General features: G+C 68.6%; 21 protein-coding genes and 1 pseudogene. 7 read left to right on the plus strand and 15 right to left on the minus strand.

Annotation, left to right across the window (positions count from 1 at the left end; all coding sequences use genetic code 11):
• Positions 1-4: 4 nt before the first annotated feature.
• The 3 genes from DMC61_RS14140 to nucS form a co-directional block, all read right to left on the minus strand.
• A complete protein-coding gene (locus DMC61_RS14140; protein ID WP_125689660.1) occupies positions 5-781 on the minus strand; it encodes a hypothetical protein in 777 nt (258 codons plus the stop codon).
• 44 nt (positions 782-825) lie between these two features.
• A complete protein-coding gene (locus DMC61_RS14145; RefSeq protein WP_125689661.1) occupies positions 826-1,788 on the minus strand; it encodes a patatin-like phospholipase family protein in 963 nt (320 codons plus the stop codon).
• A 326-nt stretch (positions 1,789-2,114) separates the two neighbouring features.
• Positions 2,115-2,774 (minus strand): endonuclease NucS, encoded by a 660-nt coding sequence (gene nucS / locus DMC61_RS14150; protein ID WP_037341446.1) that lies wholly within the window; start codon positions 2,772-2,774, stop codon positions 2,115-2,117.
• Positions 2,775-2,811: 37 nt separating this feature from the next.
• On the opposite strand from nucS, the gene DMC61_RS14155 reads away from it, so the two are divergent.
• Complete coding sequence (locus tag DMC61_RS14155; protein ID WP_125689662.1) at positions 2,812-3,354, plus strand: NUDIX hydrolase; 543 nt, start codon at positions 2,812-2,814, stop codon at positions 3,352-3,354.
• Between the two features lie 7 nt (positions 3,355-3,361).
• Here the strand turns inward: DMC61_RS14155 and DMC61_RS14160 are convergent, their stop codons facing one another.
• Both DMC61_RS14160 and DMC61_RS14165 read right to left on the minus strand, forming a co-directional pair.
• Positions 3,362-4,135, minus strand: a complete 774-nt coding sequence (locus DMC61_RS14160) for an enoyl-CoA hydratase-related protein (RefSeq protein WP_125689663.1) — start codon at positions 4,133-4,135, stop codon at positions 3,362-3,364.
• Complete coding sequence (locus tag DMC61_RS14165) at positions 4,108-5,094, minus strand: GlxA family transcriptional regulator (protein WP_125689664.1); 987 nt, start codon at positions 5,092-5,094, stop codon at positions 4,108-4,110. Before DMC61_RS14165 ends, DMC61_RS14160 begins: the two co-directional genes overlap by 28 nt.
• A 72-nt stretch (positions 5,095-5,166) precedes the next feature.
• Between DMC61_RS14165 and DMC61_RS14170 the strand changes: the two genes are divergently transcribed.
• The gene (locus tag DMC61_RS14170) at positions 5,167-5,727 is read left to right on the plus strand and encodes a cysteine hydrolase family protein (protein WP_125689665.1); all 561 of its coding nucleotides are present in this window, start codon (positions 5,167-5,169) and stop codon (positions 5,725-5,727) included.
• Here DMC61_RS14170 and ehuA read toward each other — a convergent pair.
• From ehuA to DMC61_RS14205, 7 genes and pseudogenes are all read right to left on the minus strand, one after another.
• Positions 5,724-6,488: an ectoine/hydroxyectoine ABC transporter ATP-binding protein EhuA gene (ehuA, locus tag DMC61_RS14175; RefSeq protein WP_125689953.1), complete on the minus strand. Its 765-nt coding sequence runs from the start codon at positions 6,486-6,488 to the stop codon at positions 5,724-5,726. The genes DMC61_RS14170 and ehuA overlap by 4 nt on opposite strands.
• A gap of 7 nt (positions 6,489-6,495) precedes the next feature.
• Entirely contained in the window at positions 6,496-7,152 is a 657-nt protein-coding gene (gene ehuD, locus DMC61_RS14180) for an ectoine/hydroxyectoine ABC transporter permease subunit EhuD (protein WP_125689666.1), read from the minus strand.
• Positions 7,152-7,844, minus strand: a pseudogene (locus DMC61_RS14185) (amino acid ABC transporter permease). The gene ehuD and the pseudogene DMC61_RS14185 overlap by 1 nt, the downstream one beginning before the upstream one ends.
• Positions 7,845-7,858: 14 nt before the next feature.
• Positions 7,859-8,752, minus strand: a complete 894-nt coding sequence (gene ehuB, locus DMC61_RS14190) for an ectoine/hydroxyectoine ABC transporter substrate-binding protein EhuB (RefSeq protein WP_125689667.1) — start codon at positions 8,750-8,752, stop codon at positions 7,859-7,861.
• A gap of 117 nt (positions 8,753-8,869) precedes the next feature.
• Complete coding sequence (locus DMC61_RS14195; protein WP_125689668.1) at positions 8,870-10,891, minus strand: protein meaA; 2,022 nt, start codon at positions 10,889-10,891, stop codon at positions 8,870-8,872.
• Positions 10,892-11,037: 146 nt separating this feature from the next.
• The gene (locus tag DMC61_RS14200) at positions 11,038-11,661 is read right to left on the minus strand and encodes a hypothetical protein (protein ID WP_125689669.1); all 624 of its coding nucleotides are present in this window, start codon (positions 11,659-11,661) and stop codon (positions 11,038-11,040) included.
• 87 nt (positions 11,662-11,748) lie between these two features.
• On the minus strand, positions 11,749-12,300 hold the full coding sequence (locus tag DMC61_RS14205; RefSeq protein WP_125689670.1) for a hypothetical protein: 552 nt from the start codon (positions 12,298-12,300) through the stop codon (positions 11,749-11,751).
• A 304-nt stretch (positions 12,301-12,604) separates the two neighbouring features.
• On the opposite strand from DMC61_RS14205, the gene DMC61_RS14210 reads away from it, so the two are divergent.
• The 4 genes from DMC61_RS14210 (at position 12,605) to DMC61_RS14225 (ending at position 15,527) form a co-directional block, all read left to right on the plus strand.
• The gene (locus DMC61_RS14210) at positions 12,605-13,231 is read left to right on the plus strand and encodes a LysE family translocator (protein ID WP_125689671.1); all 627 of its coding nucleotides are present in this window, start codon (positions 12,605-12,607) and stop codon (positions 13,229-13,231) included.
• Positions 13,228-13,851: a LysE family translocator gene (locus tag DMC61_RS14215; protein ID WP_073848271.1), complete on the plus strand. Its 624-nt coding sequence runs from the start codon at positions 13,228-13,230 to the stop codon at positions 13,849-13,851. Before DMC61_RS14210 ends, DMC61_RS14215 begins: the two co-directional genes overlap by 4 nt.
• A 62-nt stretch (positions 13,852-13,913) precedes the next feature.
• Positions 13,914-14,576 carry a hypothetical protein gene (locus tag DMC61_RS14220; protein WP_233594804.1) on the plus strand — a complete coding sequence of 221 codons (663 nt, stop codon included), beginning with the start codon at positions 13,914-13,916 and terminating at the stop codon, positions 14,574-14,576.
• A 78-nt stretch (positions 14,577-14,654) separates the two neighbouring features.
• Entirely contained in the window at positions 14,655-15,527 is an 873-nt protein-coding gene (locus DMC61_RS14225; RefSeq protein ID WP_199749985.1) for a trypsin-like serine protease, read from the plus strand.
• Here the strand turns inward: DMC61_RS14225 and murA are convergent, their stop codons facing one another.
• A complete protein-coding gene (gene murA, locus DMC61_RS14230) occupies positions 15,528-16,802 on the minus strand; it encodes a UDP-N-acetylglucosamine 1-carboxyvinyltransferase (protein ID WP_016336846.1) in 1,275 nt (424 codons plus the stop codon). It abuts the gene before it with no gap.
• A 61-nt stretch (positions 16,803-16,863) separates the two neighbouring features.
• Between murA and DMC61_RS14235 the strand changes: the two genes are divergently transcribed.
• On the plus strand, positions 16,864-17,436 hold the full coding sequence (locus tag DMC61_RS14235) for a cob(I)yrinic acid a,c-diamide adenosyltransferase (RefSeq protein ID WP_125689673.1): 573 nt from the start codon (positions 16,864-16,866) through the stop codon (positions 17,434-17,436).
• Between the two features lie 44 nt (positions 17,437-17,480).
• Here DMC61_RS14235 and DMC61_RS14240 read toward each other — a convergent pair whose 3' ends face one another.
• The gene (locus DMC61_RS14240) at positions 17,481-17,639 is read right to left on the minus strand and encodes a hypothetical protein (protein WP_228688237.1); all 159 of its coding nucleotides are present in this window, start codon (positions 17,637-17,639) and stop codon (positions 17,481-17,483) included.
• A 59-nt stretch (positions 17,640-17,698) separates the two neighbouring features.
• Positions 17,699-18,934, minus strand: a complete 1,236-nt coding sequence (aroA, locus tag DMC61_RS14245; RefSeq protein WP_125689675.1) for a 3-phosphoshikimate 1-carboxyvinyltransferase — start codon at positions 18,932-18,934, stop codon at positions 17,699-17,701.
• Between the last annotated feature and the right edge of the window lie 34 nt (positions 18,935-18,968).

Genomic DNA, 18,968 nt, shown 5'->3' on the forward strand with positions numbered 1-18,968 from the left:
GGGTTTACCGGTCCGTGGGCAGGCCCACTTCGCCGTCCTCCTTGATCAACCGGGCGAGGACGTCGTCCGGCAGGTAGGTGCGGTGCGGGTAGCCCGAGCCCCACGAATTGAGGAACGGCACGGCGCCGAGTTCGTCGGCACGCGGGTTGCCGAGGACCTCGTGCACCTCGTCGACCGACGTCGCCCAGCGATAGGCCTGGAGGCCGTTCTTGACGTCGGGCGTGTAGGCGGCCCGCTTGACGTGATCGTCGTCGGCGTAGGTCTCCGACCAGGGGACGTGGCCCAGTTCCAGCAGGACCTCGGCCGCCGCGCGGACGGACGTGCCGTTGTTGTCGCCGGGGTTGGTCTCGCCCCATTCGTCACGCATCTTCGACTGGTCCCACAGCCACCGCGCGGCATACAGGTCGCCGTTGAACATCGTCATGCAGCGCGACCAGCCGAAGCCGACGCAGGCGCCTTCCTTGCCCTGGTCGTAGAAGGCGTACTGTTTTTCGCCGTCCGTCGATTCACCGGGTTCGAGGCAGACGCAGTGCCCGCCGCGGATCCTGGTGAGCGATTTCGCGCCGCCCTTCGCGACGAAGAACTCGCCGGACTTCTCGTCCTTCTCGGGTACGTCGAATTCCTTGTACCAGTTGACGCCGATGACGACCGGCGACCGGGTGGGCCGGTCTTCGGTGGCCAGCGCGGTCAGCGGATAGCGCTCGACGTGGCGCCAGTCGTCCGGGACGAACCTGCCGAGCCTGCCGTCCGCCGGGTCGCTACCGATCGGGCGATAACGCATGGGATCCTCCTATCCCTCATCCCACCGGAATACCGCCGGCGAGTTCACTGCTGCACGATCTTTTCCAGAAACCGCCGCGCGGCTTCCCGCCCGCTTTCGAAGAGGCGCTTCTTCTCCTCTTCGCCGAGCCCGAAGTCGACGGCGGAAATCCCGGTCGTGTCGACGTACACCGTCCGCCGGTTCACACCCTCCTCGTGCAACCGGTAACGATTCCAGTCCGACAGCAGGGTTTCGAGCGAACCGATGGCGATCCGCAACGCGCTCTTCACCGGTTCGTCCCTGCCGCCCACCGGTTCGCCGGAAAGCTTCACGCCCCACGTCGGCCACCGCGGCTTCTTCGTGTCGGTGCGGTCGAAGACGGTGATCGGGAAGTTCGACAGCAGCCCGCCGTCGACCCAGGTGACGGTGCCCTCGGGACGGACGTCGAACTGCACCGGCCGGAAGTACAGCGGGATCGACATGGACGCGCGGACCGCGTCGACGATCTTCTCCGCACCGGGATCGCGGCCGTACTGGGAATAATCCCAAGGCAGCCGGACGAGCACACGGCGCGTCAGGTCACTGACGTGGACGACGAGGGAATACCGTTGGTACGGAAGCAAAGTACTTTCCGCATCATCAATGGCGAGATCGGCGAAAGTGCGCACGCCCACCTCTTCCAGCAACGGCGCGAGCCATTCCACGAGATAGTCGCCGGAGTGCATCCCGTCGTGCAGGAGCAGATCCACGCCGTCCCCGAGCGGGCCGGTGACCCTGTCGAACAGGGACTGATCCCGGAAACGGCGGCAGTCCAGGTCGTTCATCACCGCTTCCAGGCCGCCGAGATCCTTCCCCGCCTTCTGATAAGCGGCGACCAATGCCGCCACGATCGCACCGGCGCTCGTCCCGGCGATCCGGGGAAACGAATAACCGGCTTCGTGCAACTCCAGCACCGCGCCCAGCAACCCGATGCCTTTGACGCCCCCGCCTTCCAGCACCAGATCGACACACTTCGGAGAATCAGCCATGGCACTTCACCTCTGCACCCGCGACCGCCGTATGTCGGCGGTACCCCTCGCGGAAATCGAGTGTGACACAGCGCGAGACCGAGGAATCCGGCGTTCACCCGAATGGCCCGGAAACAGCTGGTTCTTTTGCGAATGAACGCGAGTTCGTTAATTTCCCGCCGCCCTTTAGGGCATTCTGTGGCGCGAGAAAGAATGCAGATACCCGAATCATGGACTCGATTCGGTATCGGCTGTTCAGCCCCGAACCTGCCGCGTTTAGTCCTCTGGATGCGGTAGTTGCGCGCGCAACTACCGCATCCAGAGGACTAAACGCGAGCGGGGAGAGATCAGAAGAGGCGGAACTCGTCCGACTCGATGCCGCGCAGCGCGTCGTAGTCCAGCGTGAGGCACCGGATCCCCCGGTCCTCGGCCAGCACCCGCGCCTGCGGTTTGATGACCTGCGCCGCGAACACGCCCTGCACCGGCGCCAGCAGCGGGTCGCGGTTGAGCAGTTCGAGGTACCGCGTCAGCTGCTCGACACCGTCGATCTCGCCGCGCCGTTTGATCTCGACGGCGACACTGGCCCCGTCGGCGTCGCGGGCCATGATGTCGACCGGGCCGATCGCGGTCGGGAACTCCCGCCGCACCAGGGTGTAGCCGTCACCGAGGGTCTTGATGTGCTCGGCGAGCAGTTCCTGCAGATGTGCCTCGACGCCGTCCTTCTGCAGGCCCGGCTCGGCGCCGAGTTCCTGGGCGTGGTCGTGGAAGATCTCGTCGATCGTGATGACGAGCTTCTCCCCCTGCTTGTTCTCGACGATCCACAGCTTGCCGTCCTCGATCAGCCAGCACGGCGGGCTCATCCAGTTCAGCGGCTTGTAGGCGCGGTCGTCCGAGTGCACGGACACCGAGCCGTCGGCCTTCACGAGCAGCAGCCGGGTGGCCATCGGCAGATGGGCGGTCAGACGGCCGGCGTAGTCGACCTGGCAGCGAGCGATCACAAGGCGCACCCCGCGAGGGTAGGACAAGCACGGCGATACTGTGTGCATGGACCCCGTTCAGCGTGTCAGCTCGCGTGAGGTGTACCGGAACAACTGGATGACCGTGCGCGAGGACGACGTCCGGCGGCTCGATGGTTCCGAGGGGATCTACGCGGTCGTCGACAAACCCACCTGCGCCGTCGTGATCCCCTTCGACGGGGCCAGGTTTCACCTGGTGGAGCAGTTCCGCTATCCGCTGGGGCTGCGGCGCTGGGAATTCCCGATGGGCACCGCTCCCGAACTGGCCGACGTCCCGCCGCTCGAACTCGCCGCCCGCGAGCTGCGCGAGGAGACCGGTCTGGTCGCGGGGTCGATGACCGAACTCGGCGTGACGGACGTCGCCGCCGGTATGTCGAGCCAGCGCGGGCGCGTGTTCCTGGCCACCGATCTCACGCAGAGTGAAGCCCAGCGCGAGGTCGAAGAGCAGGACATGCGGACGGCCTGGTTCGACCTCGACGAGTTCGAGAAGATGATCGCCACGGGTGACATCACCGACGCGCAGACCCTAGCGGCCTACGCGCTCCTACTCGTGCGCGAACGCGTGCTGTGACGGCCGCTCAGTCCGGCCACACCGGGGAGCGCTTCTCCAGGAACGCCGCCATCCCCTCGCGGGCGCCGGGCAGCTGCGACGCCGAAGCCATCACCTCCAGCGCGAGCGCGTAGGCGTCGGCCTCGGGCCGGTCCAGCTGCGCGTAGAGGGTCTGCTTGCCCATCGCCTTGCTGGCCCGGCTCCCTCGCGTCGCGCGCCCGAGCAGCGAAGCCACGGCTTCGTCCAGCGAGTCGTCCAGGACGACGCGGTTCACCAGGCCCCAGTCCAGTGCGGTCGCGGCGTCAACGACGTCGCCGGTCAGCGCGAGCTCCATCAGCCGTTTCCGCCCGATCGCGCGGGCAACCGGCACCGCGGGCGTGTGGCAGAACCAGCCGCCCTTGCCCCCGGGCAGGGCGAACCCGGCGGATTCCGCGGCGACGGCGAGGTCGCACGACGCCACCAGCTGACAGCCCGCAGCGGTCGCGAGCCCGTGCACCCGCGCGACGACCACCTGCGGCACGGACTGCATCGTGCCCATCAGGTCCGTGCACAGCCGCAGCAGCTCGCGTACACCCATCAGGTCACGGGCGGCGACGTCGCCGAAGTCGTGTCCCGCCGAGAACACCGGTCCGGCGCCCGCCAGGACGATCCCGGTGGCGTCGGTGTCCCCCGCCTCGCGGAACGCCGCGAGCAGCTCGGCGAGGTGGTCGGCGGACAGCGAGTTCCGCCGCGCGGCGCGGTTCATGGTGATCGTGACGGTGTCGCCGTCCCGCTTCACGAGGATGTGCTCGTACTCGGCCATGCTTCGACGGTAACCGACCGGAACGTCCGGCGATACGAATCGGGCCCGACACCGACGTCGGCCCGGAGCCGTCGCCGCAGGTTGGCGGCGGTGCCGAGGCCGGACCGCTGCGCGACCCGCTCGACCGGGAGCTCGGTGGTCTCCAGCAGCCGCCGCGCGAGCCGCACCCGCTGCGCGCGCAGCCAGCGTCCCGGCGTGACCCCGGTGGCCGCCGCGAACTCGCGATGGAAGGTCCGCTCGCTGAGCCCGGCGTGCCCGACGAGGTCGTCGACGCCGATGTCGTCGGCGATACGCTCCAGCGCCCAGTCCATTGTGGACGAAACGCTCGGCCGCGACGGCTTGGGCGGCAACGGGTTGTCGACGTACTGCCGCTGGCCGCCTTCCCGCGCCGGCGGCATCACGAGCCGGCGGGCGAGGGCGGCCGCGACCTCGGCGCCGTGGTCGCGGCGCACCAGATGCAGGCAGAGATCCAGCCCGCCGACCACCCCGGCGGAGGTCAGGACGTCACCCTCGTCGGTGAACAGGACGTCCCGCTGGACGACCGCGTCGCGAGCGGCGGTTTCGAGGTCGTCCAGCAGCCGCCAGTGCGTGGTGACGGACCGGCCGTCGAGCAGCCCGGCCGCCGCGAGGGTGAAGGCGCCGGAGCACAGCGACGCCACGGTGATCCCGGCGCGGTGCGCCTTGCGCAGCGCGGCGACGGCGGCCGCGGGCACCTCGGCGTGCGGATCGACCCGGCCGGGCACGAGGACGAGATCGCAGCCCGCCAGCCCGCTCAGCCCATGGGTCGCCTCGACCTGGCCGAACGGGTGGATGGCGACCCGGCCGCGGCCGGACGCGCAGAGCCGGACCTCGAAGGGGCCGATGCCGCTGTCGGTCCGGTCCACGCCCCAGACCTCGCCGATCACGCCCAGATCGAAGGACCGACTGCCCGGCAGAAGGAGCACGCCCACGGTTCGCATGGCAGAAAAGTACCGCATCGCGCGTCTTCTGCCACTCCCTCGACGGCCGCTCCGCGCACGAGACTCGATGCCATGACCACTGAAACCAAGGCCTTGATCGTGATCGACGTCCAGCGCGGCTTCGACAAACCCGTCTGGGGCCCGCGCAACAATCCCGGCGCGGAGGCGAACATCAAGGCGCTCGTCGACGCCTGGCAGGAGCGCGGGCTGCCGATCGTGCTGGTGCATCACGATTCCGTGAAACCCGGCTCGTCGCTGCGGCCAGGGCAGGAGGGCAACCACTTCAAGCCGGAACTCGACGGCGTGCGCGCGGACCTGGTGTTCGGCAAGAAGGTCAACTCGGCCTTCCACGGCGACATCGATCTCGACGGCTGGCTGAAGATCCGCGGCATCACCTCGTTCGTGCTCGCCGGGATCCAGACGAACTTCTGCTGCGAGACGACCGCGCGCGTCGGCGGGAACCTCGGCTACGACGTGACTTTCGCGCTCGACGCCACCTTCACCTTCGACCTCGCCGGGCCGGACGGTGCCGTCCTGACCGCGGACGAGCTGTACCGGGCGACCGCGACGAACCTGCACGGAGGCGGATTCGCCACGGTCACCTCGACGAAGGAGATCTTGAGCGCGCTCTAGGCGCGGTCGATCACCGCTTTGAGGAACCGCCGCGTCCGGTCGTGCTCCGGATCGTTGAACAGCTTGTCCGGCGCGGCGTCCTCCAGCACCCGCCCCTGGTCGAACATCATCACCCGATCCGAAACGTCCCGCGCGAACTGCATTTCGTGCGTGACACAAAGGATCGTGATGTCGGTGGACGTCGCGATCTCGCGCAGCACACGGAGCACGTCGGCCACCAGTTCCGGGTCGAGCGCCGAAGTCACCTCGTCCAGCAGCAGCACGTCCGGCCGCATCGCGAGCGCGCGGGCGATCGCGACGCGCTGCTGCTGGCCGCCGGAGAGCCGGGTGGGGTGCGCGTCCTTTTTATCGGCGAGCCCCACCATCTCCAGTAATTCGACGGCCCGCGCCTCGGCCTCGTCCCGTGAGACACCGAGCGAGTGGATCGGCGCCTCGGTGATGTTGCGCAACACGTTCATGTTCGGGAACAGGTTGAACTGCTGGAACACCATGCCGATCCGCTTGCGCGCTTCCCGCAGGTACTTCTCGTCCGCGGGCACCAGCTTCTCACCGCGCTTCATATGGCTCAGGTAGTCACCGCAGACCTCGATGGTGCCGCCGTCGACCTTCTCCAGCGTCATCAACAGCCGCAGGATCGTCGTCTTCCCGGAGCCGCTCGGCCCGATCAGCGAGACGAACTCCCCCGGCGCGACGGTGAAATCGAGGTCCTGCAACACGACGTGGTCGCCGAAGGACTTGACCACCTGCGAGAACCGGATCATCGGGGAATCAACTGTGGGCGGCACGACGCTCCAACCTTCTCACCAGAATCGAAGCCGGCAGGCTCACCAGCAGGAACAGCACCCCGGCCAGGGTGTACGGCTCGGTGACGCGGAACGTGTCGGCGCCGACCTCCTTCGCCCTCGCCAGGACGTCGACGACGCCGATCGCCAGCAGCAGCGGGGTTTCCTTGAACATCGAGATCGTGTAGTTGCCGAGCGCGGGCAGCACCCGCGGCACCGCCTGCGGCAGCACCACCGCGGTCCACACCCGCGACCTCGGCAGGTTCAGCGCGGTCGTGGCCTCCCACTGTCCTTTCGGGACGGCTTCGATCCCGGCACGGTAGACCTCGGCGGCGTAGGTCGCGTAATGCACGCCGAGCGCGATGACACCGGTGGCGAAGGGGGACAACGTCATCCCGCCCACCGGCTGGATCACGTAGTAGAGCACGAACACCTGGATCAGCAAGGGCGTGCTGCGCACGAACTCGATGAACAGCAGAACCGCCTGGGACAGCACGGGAATCCCCGTCCGGCGGATCAGCGCGAACACCAGGCCGAGCGCGTACGCGACCACCGAGGCCAGCAGGGTGATCTCGACGGTGACGAGAAGCCCTTCCAGCAGAAGGGGAACCGATTTCGCGGCGGATTCCCAGCTCCAGTCCATCACACACCTCCCGCGGTGGCCGTCATCTTCGCCGGGGCCCGGCCGAGGCGCCGCGCGGCGATCCGTTCGAGCAGGCGCATCCCGCTGGTGATCAGCAACGCGAGCAGGAGGTAGAGCACGAGTTCGGTGCCGTAGATCCAGCCGAGCTCGGCACCGAACACCGGCCGCAGCAGTTCACCTTGCCGCGCCATCTCCGGGACGGCGATGAACGAAAGCAGCGCGGTGCTCTTCAGCAACTGGATGAAGAGATTGTTGAACGGTGGCAGCATTTCCGCGAACGCCTGCGGCAGGATCACCCGCCGCATCCGCTGGGCTGGCGTCAGGTTGAGCGCGACGGCGCCCTCGAACTGCGCGCGCGGCACCGAATTCACCGCGCCGCGGACGATTTCCGCGCCGTAGGCCCCGTGGTTGAGGCCCAGCACCAGGATCCCGGCGAACATCGGCACCAGCTGGAAGCCGACCAGCACCGGGAGCACGAAATACAGTCAGAACAGCTGGACGACTTCCGAGGTACCACGGAAGATCTCGACGTAGACACGGGAAATCCCCCGCACCGTCCGCGACGGCGAGCCCAGCGCGAGCCCGGCGATCAGGGAGAGCACCACGGTGAGCGCGATCCCGCCGGCGGCGGTGACGGTCGCGGTCAGTCCACTGAGGACGGTCGTGATGATATGCGATACCGACGACGACATGACGTCAGCCCCACCTACACCGCGCAGAGTTTCTCAGTGGTGACGTCGGCCTTCGGCAGGTTGTCCGCCGAGAAGCCGAACGGCGTCACGATCTTGGTCCATTCGCCGCTGTCCTGCAGCTTCTTGAGCTCGGTGTTGAAGGCCTCGCGCAACGGGTTGTCGTCCTTGCGGAAGACGAACGCGCCGGCGGAGACGACCGGCTTGCCGTCCTTGACCGGGTCGAAGCCCGGCGTCACCTCCGCCGCGGCGCCCGGGCTCTTCGCCAGGACGTCCTTGAGGGAGATGTCGGTCAGCGCGGCGCAGTAGACCCGGCCGTCGGTGACCGCGCGGAGCATGTTGTCCTGCGAGTCGAGGGTGACGATCTGGTCCTCGGCGACGCCGGAGTCGGTGGCGTATCCCTTCTCCACGGCCGCGGAGAGCACGGCGACCTTGACCTTCTTCGCCGCGATATCCTCGAACTTCAGCACCTGCTGCGGGTTTCCCTTGGGTACCAGCAAAGCGGTCAGCGCCGAGTAGTCGGGAATCGAGAAGGCAGCCGCGTCGCAGCGTTCCTTCTTGATGTTCATCCCGGCCGCGACGATGTCGTACTTCCTGGCGTTGAGCGCGGGGATCAGCTGGTCGAAGGAGACCGCTTCGGCTTCCACATTGTCGATGCCCATGGCCTTGAAGACGGCGCGCGCGACCTCGGGCGCCTCGCCGGTGACCTTGCCGCTCTGGTCGGTGAAACCGTACGGCGCTTCGTTCGCGATCCCGATCTTGATCTTCTTCGCGTCCTTGGCGGCCTGCAACGCGTCCCCGGAAGACGTCGACGTGCACGCGGACAACAGCACCGGGCCGCCGATCGTCACCGCTCCCAGGACCGCCGACCGCCGGAAGAACTCTCGCCTCGACCATTCGCCGTGCGCCATCGCGGCACCTCTTTTCGATTAATCGGTTTAATCGAAACGTAGGTGGGTACCCAGACGCGAGCAGTGTGAGCGGGTGACGAACCACCCGCTGTTACGGTACCGAGATTTACGGTGACTTTAGGTGCTCAGACCGTGGCGCTCCCGTACCAATCCGACAATCCCGTCCATGATGTCGGTGAGTTCGTAGTCCTTCGGCGTGAACACCCGCGCGATTCCCCGCTCCAGCAGGAGCTTCTCGTCGTCGGGCGGGATGATGCCGCCGACGATGACCGGGATGTCGCCCGCGCCCGCGGCCCGCAATCCGTCCACGACCTGCGGCACGACCTCGAGATGCGAACCGGAGAGCACCGAAAGCCCGACCACGTGCACGCCCTCCTGGACGGCGGCCGCGACGATCTGTTCCGGCGTGAGCCGGATGCCCTGGTACACCACCTCGAACCCGACGTCACGCGCCCGCACGGCCACCTGCTCGGCGCCGTTGGAATGCCCGTCGAGACCGGGTTTGCCGACCAGGATCCGCAGCCGCTCGCCGATTTCGGTGTTCGTCGCCTTGATCCGGTCACGGACGCGGCGGATCTCCTCGTTGCCCTCACCCGCGGCCGCCGACGCGGAAACCCCGGTGGGAGCACGGTATTCGCCGAACACCTCGCGCAGCGCACCCGACCATTCGCCGGTGGTGACCCCGGCACGAGCACACTCGATGGTGGCTTCGAACAGGTTCTGCGACGTCTTCGCGACGGACTTCAGCTTCTCCAGCGCCGACTCGACGGCCGCGTTGTCGCGGTGCGTCCGCCATTCCTCGATCGCGGTGACTGCCTGCTTCTCGACAGCGGGGTCGATCGTTTCGATCGCCTTCGCGCCTTCGGCCTGCAGCGGAGACGGCTCGGTGGTCTCGAACTTGTTGACCCCGACCAGGATCCGCTCGCCGTTCTCCATGCCACGCCGGTACTCCGCGAGCGACGCGACGAGCTGCGACTTCATGTAGCCGCTCTCGACGGCCGCCACCGCGCCGCCGAGATCCTGCACCCGCGCGATCTCCTCGCGCGCACCGGTCATGATCTCGTCGACCTTGGCCTGGATGACGTGCGAGCCGTCGAAGATGTCCTCGTACTCCAGCAGATCGGTCTCGAACGCCAGCACCTGCTGCATCCGCAGCGCCCACTGCTGATCCCACGGCCGGGGCAGGCCGAGCGCCTCGTTCCACGCGGGCAGCTGGATCGCGCGGGCCCTGGCACCGCGGGAAAGGGAGACCGCGAGCATCTCCAGCACGATGCGCTGGACGTTGTTCTCCGGCTGTGCCTCGGTCAGGCCCAGCGAGTTGACCTGCACGCCGTAGCGCAGCCGCCGCGCCTTGGGATCCGTGACGCCGTAACGATCCCGGGTGATCTCGTCCCAGAGCGCGGTGAACGCGCGCATCTTCGACATCTCTTCGACGAACCGCACCCCGGCGTTGACGAAGAAGGAGATCCGCGCGACGACCTTGGCCATGTCGGCCTGCTCGACCTGACCGGAATCGCGGACCGCGTCGAGCACGGCGATGGCGGTGCACAACGCGTACGCGACCTCTTGCGTCGGCGTCGCGCCGGCTTCCTGCAGGTGGTAGCTGCAGATGTTGATCGGGTTCCACTTCGGGACGTGGTGCACGGTCCACGCGATCATGTCGGTGATCAGGCGGAGGCTCGGGCCCGGCGGGAAGATGTAGGTGCCGCGGGAGAGGTATTCCTTGATGATGTCGTTCTGCGTGGTGCCGGTGAGCTTCGCCAGCACCTCGTCCACGTCGCGGCCCTCGGCCTCGGCCTGCTCACGCGCCACGGAGACGTAGAGCGCCAGCAGCCACATGGCGGGCGCGTTGATCGTCATCGACGTGTTGGCCTCGGCGAGCGGGATGCCGTCGAAGAGGCGCCGCATGTCGCCGATATGCGAGACCGGGACACCGACCTTGCCGACCTCGCCCTTGGACAGCTGGTGATCCGGGTCGTAACCGGTCTGCGTCGGCAGATCGAAAGCGACCGAGAGGCCCGTCTGTCCCTTCGCGAGGTTACGGCGGTATAGCTCGTTGGACGCGGCCGCGGACGAGTGACCCGCGTAGGTCCGCATCACCCAGGGGCGGTCCCGTTCACGGTCCGTGGGATAGGGCACGGCATACCTCCGGCGCTGGACGACCGCCTGAGTGTACCGGCCGGTAACATGCGATGCGCAGTTGAATCGAACACAGTCGGGTCATTCTTCGCGACTGGAAGGTGCCCGGGCCCCGGAGGGGACGACACAGGACCCGAGCACCGGGATCAGACGACTTCGAGGCCGATCCGGAACCCGTCCGGGTCGAAGGCGTTGGCGTCCAGGGCGAAGTCGCTGTGGCCCCCGCCTTGACTGGCCCAGCGGGTGAAGGTGGGCACGCCCTCCGGCTCGCCGCGGTCGACGGCCAGGATGGACAGGCGCAGGTCGGTGATCTGGACGCCGGGCGGCAGCGGGCGCGTCTCCAGGAACAGCCGGTACTGGTCCGGGTCGAAGGAGTTGCTGTCGGTGATCAGGTCGGTGGTGCCACCGCCCTGGCTCGCCCAAGGGGTGTAGGCGACGGCGCCGAGTTCCCGTCCGCCGTCGCGGGCCTGCCCGCCGATCCGGAAGTCGATCTGGTTCAGCTGACCGCCACCGAAGGCGGGGTTGAGGTCGATCCTGGCGCCGTCCGGGTCGAAGTTGTTGCTGTCACCGGCCCACTGCGACACGCTGGTGCCGAAGTTGGCGAATCCGGTGAACTGCTCGACCCCGAATCCGCCTCGGCCGCCATTGTCGGCCAGCTGGATACCGATCCTGAAGTTGGGCGGTGCCGCTTCCGCCACCGCCGGGGAGACGGCGACGGAAAGCCCGGCCACGACCAGCAGGGCGAGGTTTCTGCTCCAGAGCTTGCGCATTTCTCTCTCTCCTGTCGGGAAACCGTGCCAACGAGGAGAGATTCACATCCGGCACCACCGGGAAATGTTGTGAAGGTGTTGTGGCCGCTAAAGATTCCGTTCGCGCGCGTCTTCGACGGCTTTCGCCAGCTTCTCCCGCACCTTCGCCACGTCGCTGACACCCACCAGGATGATCGGCGGCTTGCGGTCCTTCCCGGTACCGGCGCCGAAATTCGCCGACGCCCACGCCAGCACGCCGAGCCTGCCGAAGGTGATCGTCCCGGTCTTGCCCGGCCCGGGGGTGACGACCGGGTCCGCCAACCCGGCCAGCGCCGCGGACTCCTCCTTGCGGCGGACGAGCGAACTGGTCGCGATGACGCGGCCGTCCGTCACCGCGTACGTGGTCGAGGCGAGCCTGAGGTAGCGGATCAGCGGCCTGCCGGCGAGATGCAGTACGCCCGCGACGGTGAGCACGATCCACGCGCCCGTGTGGAACGCCGTGTCGTGGTTGCCCGCGAAGAACACTGTGACCGCGCCGAGCCAGAGCAGGCCGACAGGGACGTTGAAGTAGTCGCCGGGGTTGAAGAGGGGCCTGCGCACCGGCTGCCCGGCCCAGATGACCCGTTCGCCTGGAAGGAGGTCGATCTGCCCCTCATGCATGCCACGGCACACTACCCGTCCGGGGGACGCGCGAGGAGTGTCCGTTCGTCGGTCTCCCAGCGGTCCGAACGGACCTGGCGAGGTGCCGCCAGCCTAAGTCCGTGAAGGCCTCCTTCACTACCTGCGGCTCGCCACACTCGCCCCAGTTACACCAGCAGTCACAGCGGCTGCGCGTGAAGGCCCCCTTCCCTCGGCTGAGCCGAGGGAAGGGGGCCTTCACGCGCTTCAGGTGCCCGACCACGCCGTGGACATGTGACCGAAATCCGCGAGACTCGCCCGCGCCCGGCGTCTAGCGTGGGTGACCGTGACGTGGAGTTCGTACAGCAGCTATCTGGTCATCGTCGTCCTGATCGTCCTCGCGCCGGGGCCGGACACGATGGTGATGCTCAAGAACTCGCTCTCCGGCGGCACCCGCGGCGGTTTCCTCACCACGGCGGGGATCTTCGTGGCCAACGCCGTCCAGGGCACCGCCGCCGCGCTCGGCCTCGGTGTCGTGATCGCGCAGTCGCAGCCGGTGTTCGTGACGCTCAAATGGGTCGGCGCCGCGTACCTGGTCTTCCTCGGTTTCCAGGCGTTGCGCGGCGCGTGGCGCGGCGACTACTCCGGTGTCACGGCGGTGAAGCAGCAACGGTCGAGCGGGTTCCGCCGCTTCCGTGAGGGCTTCCTTTCCAACATCACCAACCCGAAGGTGCTCGTGCTGTACCTGTCGGTGCTGCCGCAGTTCCTCGACCCGGTGACGACGTCGGCATGGCACGCGCTGCTGCTCGCGTACACGGTCGCCGTGCTCGGCGCGATCTGGCTGCTGACGCTGCTGTTCTTCGTACACCGCGTGCGGGCCTGGCTCGAACGCCGCAAGGTCCGGCGGGCGCTCGACGGCGTCACCGGCACCGCGCTGGTCGGCTTCGGCGCGGCTCTGGTGTTCGAGTCATGACCTGGGGTGTGTACAGCGGTTTCGCGCTGATGATGCTGGCGCTCGCGCTCGTCCCCGGCCCGGACAACATGGTGGTGCTGAAGAACGCGCTCTCCGGCGGAGTCCGCGGCGGCGGTTGGGCCTGTTTCGGCGTCGGCGCCGCGAACCTCGCGCAGGCGACCGCGGCCGCGCTCGGTCTCGGCGCGGTCATCATGAACTCGCGGCCGGTGTTCGAGGCCGTGAAATGGGCCGGCGCGGCCTACCTCTGCTACCTCGGCGTCCGGGCCCTGATCGGCGCCTTCCGCGGCGACTACGACGGGCTCGCCGAGACCGCCGCCGCCCGGCGGAGCGGATTCCGCCGCTGGCGCGAAGGCTTCCTCTCCAACGTCACCAACCCGAAGGTCCTCGTGCTGTACCTGTCGGTGCTGCCGCAGTTCCTGACCCCGGGCGTCACCGGCACCGGGGACGCGCTGCTGCTGGCGTACACGATCGCGGCCGCGGGCACGGTCGCCCAGCTCCTGCTGCTGTTCTTCGTGCACCGCGTGCGGACCTGGCTCGAACGCCGCAAGGTGCGCCGCGCGCTCGACGGCGTCACCGGCACCGCGCTGGTCGGCTTCGGCGCCGCACTCGTGCTGGAGTAACCCCTTCGGTCGTTCACGCGATACTCCGGATGTCGCAATGGCGCGACCTCAAGGAGGCTTCGATGAACAAGAAGACCTACGGCGTTCTCGCCGGAGCCGCCTTCTCCCTCATTCTTCTCGGCGCGGGCCCCGCGGACGCCGGCGAGCGCGGCAACTCCGGCAACCCGCCCGGCCACGCGAAGGACACCACCAAACCGCAGCCACCGTCCAAGGCGGACTTCTCCGGGCACGGCGCGAACAAGCACGGGCCGTACGACTCCACCAGGGACGGTTCGCCGTCGGCCAACGGCAACGGCGGTGGCGAAGCCGCGGGCAAACCCTGCGCCGGTTGCGTCGGCAAGGCCGACAACAAGAACCCGCCCGGGCAGCTTCCCGGCGGCTCGGACGCGAACGCGGGCTACGAGTGCGACCGCAACCACGGCGTCGGGCGCGGCAACCCCGCGCACACCGCCTGCGTGCCGGACCGGACGCCGCCCGCCACGAAGCCGCCGGTCCAGACTCCCCCGCCCGGGGGACCACGGGCCGAGGCCGTTCCGGCCGCGGTCGTGCCGGTGGCGGCCGTCGCCGCGGCCGCCGCGCCCCGCGCCGACGTCGCGGTCGCGAGCCCGCCGTCACTGGCCAAGACCGGTTTCGATCTCGAACCGGTCCTGCTGGCCGGGCTGGGTTCGCTGGCCGCCGGCGGTGCCGCGGTCTACGCGGGAACGCGGCGGCGCAGGGACGCCTGACTACTTTCGGCGGGTGACTTTCCGGCGTCCACCACGTTGAATCCCGTCTCCAGAAGCACCTAGCCGAGGAGGCCGTTCGTGAGGTTCACCCCCGCCGCCACCGTCACGGCGATGGCCGCCGCCCTGCTGCTGGGCGGCGCCACCGCCGCGACCGCGATCAACTCCTACAACGCCACCCCGGCGCCCGAGCGCACGGAGGTTGGCGCGCTCGTCGCCACCTGGGACGACGACGGCGACCCCGCCACGCCCGACCGGGTCGACTGGGTGTGCTCCGGCACCATGGTCGACGCCGACACCTTCCTCACCGCCGCGCACTGCACCACCGGCTGGCCCGCCAACGTGCGGTTCTTCGTCTCGCTCGACCAGGACGTGCAAGCGGGTCTCGACGCGGCCGCGAAGAAGTACCCCGGCGACCCGGCGGCGGTCGCCAAGGCCGTCGCCGTCGAGGGCGTCGCGCACAACGAACCCGGCTACCCCGGCAACTCCGCCGACTCGCACGACATCGCCGTCGTCCAACTGCCCGCGAAGCAGGTCGCCGCACGCTGGAGCTTCACCCCCGCGAAGCTGCCTAGTGCCGGTCAGCTCGACAAACTCGGCCCGCAGGGGCTGAACTCGACGCCGTTCGTGGTCGCCGGCTACGGCACGCAAGAAGCCGTGAACGGGCCGGGTGGGCACACGCATCCGGGCGGCGGCGTCCGGATGAAGGCGCCCGTCACCTTCGACGCGCTCAACAAGACCTGGGTGCGGCTCGCGATGACGGCGCCCCAGGGCAACGGCGGCGCCTGCTACGGCGACTCCGGCGGGCCGAACTTCGCCACGATCGACGGCAAGCGTGTCCTCGTGTCGACGACCATCACCGGTGACAGCCCCTGCTACGCCACCAACGTCACCTACCGGCTGGACTCGCCGACGTCGCGTGACTTCCTCGCGCCGTTCGTCGCCCTGCCCTGATCAAGCCCGCTCGGGTTCGCCCGCGACACGCTCGATGCGGGCACCGAGCCGGTTCAGGTTCTCCACGAAATGCGGGTAACCGCGGTCGATGTGGAAGACGTCCCAGACCTCGGTGACACCGTCCGCGCACAGCCCGGCCAGCACCAGCCCGGCGCCGGCACGGATGTCCGCGGCCCACACCGGGGCGCTCGAGAGCTTCTCCACACCGCGGACGACGGCGTGGTGCCCGTCGGTGCGCGCGTCGCCGGAAAGCCGCATCATCTCTTCGATGAACCGGAACCGGGCCTCGTAGATGTTCTCCGTGATCATCGAAGTGCCTTCGGAGACCGCGGACAGCGCCACCGCGAACGGCTGCAGGTCGGTCGCGAAACCGGGATACGGCAGCGTCACCCAGTCGACGGCCTTCGGGCGCTCGTTCTGGACGATGCGGAAGCCCTTGTCGTCGAACGTCTCGACCTCGGCACCCGCCAGGCGGAGCTTGTCGAGGACCAGGTCGAGGTAGTGCGGGTTGACGCCGCGGACGGTCAGGTCGCCCCGGGTCATCGCGGCGGCGAACGCCCAGGTCGCGCCGACGATCCGGTCGCCGATCACGCGGTGCTCGGTCGGGTGCAGCTTCTCGACGCCCTCGACGGTGAGGGTCGAGGTGCCCGCGCCTTCGACCTTCGCGCCCATCTCGGTCAGCATCGTGCAGATGTCGACGATCTCGGGCTCGCGCGCGGCGTTGTCGATGACCGTGGTGCCCTCGGCGAGCACGGCGGCCATCAGGATGTTCTCGGTGGCGCCGACGCTCGGGAAGTCCAGCCAGATCTGCGCGCCGCGCAGCCCGTCGGCCTTCGCCACGACGCAGCCGTGCTCGATGGTGCTGGTGGCGCCCAGCTTGCGCAGGCCGTTCTGGTGCATGTCCAGCGGCCGCGAACCGATGGCGTCACCGCCCGGCAGCGCCACGACGGCCTGCTTGAGCCGTCCGACCAGCGGACCCAGCACGCACACCGACGCGCGCAGCTTGCCCATCGCGGCCGAATCGGCCCGGTGCGACAGCTCGGCCGGGGTGGTGATCTTGGCGGTGTCGCCGTCGATGACGACGTCGCAGCCGACGCTGCGCAAGACGTCGCCCATCAGGGGGACGTCCAGGATCTGGGGGCAGTTCGTGATGGTCGTCGTACCTTCGGCCAGCAGGGCCGCGGCCATCAGTTTCAGCACGCTGTTCTTGGCGCCGACCACGTCGACCTCGCCGACCAGCCGTGCTCCGCCGTGCACGTCGAAGTGCTCGCTCATGGGCGCCAATCATGCCCTCTCGCCCGGATTTGCCTTACGCCGGGCCGGTAGAGTCGGCTTCATGGTCGTTCGCATCAACCGCGTGTACACGAAGGTCGGCGACAACGGCACCACGGCGCTCGGCGACGGCTCCCGCGTGCCGAAGACCTCGCCCCGGCTGGCCGCGTACGCCGACGTCGACGAAGCCAACTCCGTCATCGGGCTCGCGCTCGCGATGGGCGGGCTTTCCGAGGAGATCACGCAGGTCCTGCGTGCGGTGCAGAACGATCTCTTCGACGTCGGCGCGGATCTGTGCGCGCCGATCGTGGAGAACCCGCCGTACGAGCCGCTGCGCATCACCGAGCGGTACATCGAACGGCTGGAAGGCTGGTGCGACGAGTTCAACGAGCGCGTGCCGAAGCTGACGTCGTTCATCCTGCCGGGTGGCACCCCGGGGGCGGCTTTCCTGCATCAGGCCCGCACGGTCGCGCGGCGGGCCGAGCGGTCCGGCTGGGCGCTGTTCGAGGCCGAGCAGGCCGCGACGAACCAGCTGGCGATCAAGTACCTGAACCGGCTCTCGGATCTGCTGTTCATCCTGTCGCGGCTGGCGAATCCGGACGGCGACATCCTGTGGCAGCCCGGCGGGGCGGACTGAAGGACGCTTTCACCGCATCCGATGCGACGAAAGCGTCCTTCGGCTCACAATCGGCCTTGCTCCTGTGCTGCCCAATAACGCTCGAGGTCGACGTCGGGCGTGCCGTCCTTGCCCGGGTCGATCGCCTTCATCGTGATCGTGTCCTCCAGGGACACGGGCTCGGGAAGGTGGCTCCAGCGGTTCGTGTCCTCGCTCTGAGTCATGGACCGAGAATAGACGCGGATCACGTCCGGAGCCCGGTAGAAATGCCGCATTCAGAGGACTAAATGCCCCAGGAAGTCCGGAGCGAAGCGAGCGCGTCGTGGAAGCCCGGGAAGGTCTTCTTCACGCAACCGGGGTCGTCCAGCGTGATCCCCGGCGTCCGCAACCCCGTGACGCTGAACGCCATCGCGATGCGGTGGTCCCGGCGGCACTTCACGAGCGCCCCGGACGGCGTGCCCGGCCGGATCTCGATCCAGTCTCGCCCGGTCTCCACCGAAACACCCATCGCGCGCAGATTCTCTTCGCACGCCGCCAGCCGGTCGCATTCCTTGATGCGCGTGTTGTAGACGTCCTCGATCCGCACCGGCCCGTCCGCGAACGGCGCGATGGCCGCGAGCGTCGGCACGGTGTCGGAGATGTCGCGCATGTTCACCGTGACACCGCGCAGGCCGCCCGTCCCGGTCACGGTCACGGCGTCCGGACCGACCTCGACGTCCGCGCCCATCTGCCGCAGGACCTCGACGAAGGCCAGATCCCCTTGCAGGGCGCCCTCGCCGAGCCCCGGCACGGTGACCGAGTGACCGGTCAACGCGGCCGCCGCGAAGAAGTAGCTGGACGTCGAAGCGTCGGGCTCGATCTCGTAGCGACAGGCCTGATACGGCGTGGGCGGCACGACGAACGTGTCGCCGTCACGGACGACCTCGACGCCGAAGCGCCGCATCATCGCGATGGTGATCTCGACGTAGGGCACCGAAACGAGGTCCGTGACGGTGATCCGCAGCCCCTCGGCGGTCAGGGGACCGACCAGCAGCAACGCGGTCAGGAACTGCGAGGAGAGCCCCGCGTCCAGGGTCAGTTCGCCACCCTTGATCCCGGCGGCCCGCACGACCAGCGGATGGTGGCCCGGCGAGCCTTCGAAGGTCAGGTCGACGCCCAGTTCCAGCAACGCGTCGGTGAGCGGCCCCAGCGGCCGCGCGCGCATCTGTTCGGAGGCGTCGAAGCGGAAGGTGCCGTGTCCGGCGGCGGCCAGTGCCGGCAGGAACCGCGCGGTGGTGGCGCCGTCACGGCAGAAGACGTCGGCGCTGTCGACGGCGGGGCCTTCGGGCCTGCCCTCGATCGTCCACTCGCCGGGAGCGCGGGAGACCTGATAGCCGAGCTTGAGGAGGCCTTCGGCGAAGCCCTCGGAGTCGTCCGAACGCAGCGGCCTGCTCAGCACGGTCGTCCCGTGGGCGGCGGCCGCGAGGAACAGGCCTCGGGCGGTGATCGACTTCGAACCGGGGATGTCGACGATGGTCACGGCGTGAGCATACGGCGTGCCCGAACGGCGAACT

The organism is Amycolatopsis sp. WAC 04169, assembly GCF_003947535.1.
Taxonomy (GTDB): domain Bacteria; phylum Actinomycetota; class Actinomycetes; order Mycobacteriales; family Pseudonocardiaceae; genus Amycolatopsis; species Amycolatopsis keratiniphila.

What these genes read in the sequence shown, in the direction of transcription:
- DMC61_RS14140 (WP_125689660.1), bottom strand. Translation starts at nt 781, where the DNA reads ATGCGTTATCGCCCGATCGGTAGCGACCCGGCGGACGGCAGGCTCGGC.
- DMC61_RS14145 (WP_125689661.1), bottom strand. Translation starts at nt 1,788, where the DNA reads ATGGCTGATTCTCCGAAGTGTGTCGATCTGGTGCTGGAAGGCGGGGGC.
- DMC61_RS14155 (WP_125689662.1), top strand. Translation starts at nt 2,812, where the DNA reads ATGGACCCCGTTCAGCGTGTCAGCTCGCGTGAGGTGTACCGGAACAAC.
- DMC61_RS14160 (WP_125689663.1), bottom strand. Translation starts at nt 4,135, where the DNA reads ATGGCCGAGTACGAGCACATCCTCGTGAAGCGGGACGGCGACACCGTC.
- DMC61_RS14165 (WP_125689664.1), bottom strand. Translation starts at nt 5,094, where the DNA reads ATGCGAACCGTGGGCGTGCTCCTTCTGCCGGGCAGTCGGTCCTTCGAT.
- DMC61_RS14170 (WP_125689665.1), top strand. Translation starts at nt 5,167, where the DNA reads ATGACCACTGAAACCAAGGCCTTGATCGTGATCGACGTCCAGCGCGGC.
- ehuA (WP_125689953.1), bottom strand. Translation starts at nt 6,488, where the DNA reads ATGATCCGGTTCTCGCAGGTGGTCAAGTCCTTCGGCGACCACGTCGTG.
- ehuD (WP_125689666.1), bottom strand. Translation starts at nt 7,152, where the DNA reads ATGGACTGGAGCTGGGAATCCGCCGCGAAATCGGTTCCCCTTCTGCTG.
- ehuB (WP_125689667.1), bottom strand. Translation starts at nt 8,752, where the DNA reads ATGGCGCACGGCGAATGGTCGAGGCGAGAGTTCTTCCGGCGGTCGGCG.
- DMC61_RS14200 (WP_125689669.1), bottom strand. Translation starts at nt 11,661, where the DNA reads ATGCGCAAGCTCTGGAGCAGAAACCTCGCCCTGCTGGTCGTGGCCGGG.
- DMC61_RS14205 (WP_125689670.1), bottom strand. Translation starts at nt 12,300, where the DNA reads ATGCATGAGGGGCAGATCGACCTCCTTCCAGGCGAACGGGTCATCTGG.
- DMC61_RS14215 (WP_073848271.1), top strand. Translation starts at nt 13,228, where the DNA reads ATGACCTGGGGTGTGTACAGCGGTTTCGCGCTGATGATGCTGGCGCTC.
- DMC61_RS14220 (WP_233594804.1), top strand. Translation starts at nt 13,914, where the DNA reads ATGAACAAGAAGACCTACGGCGTTCTCGCCGGAGCCGCCTTCTCCCTC.
- murA (WP_016336846.1), bottom strand. Translation starts at nt 16,802, where the DNA reads ATGAGCGAGCACTTCGACGTGCACGGCGGAGCACGGCTGGTCGGCGAG.
- DMC61_RS14235 (WP_125689673.1), top strand. Translation starts at nt 16,864, where the DNA reads ATGGTCGTTCGCATCAACCGCGTGTACACGAAGGTCGGCGACAACGGC.
- DMC61_RS14240 (WP_228688237.1), bottom strand. Translation starts at nt 17,639, where the DNA reads ATGACTCAGAGCGAGGACACGAACCGCTGGAGCCACCTTCCCGAGCCC.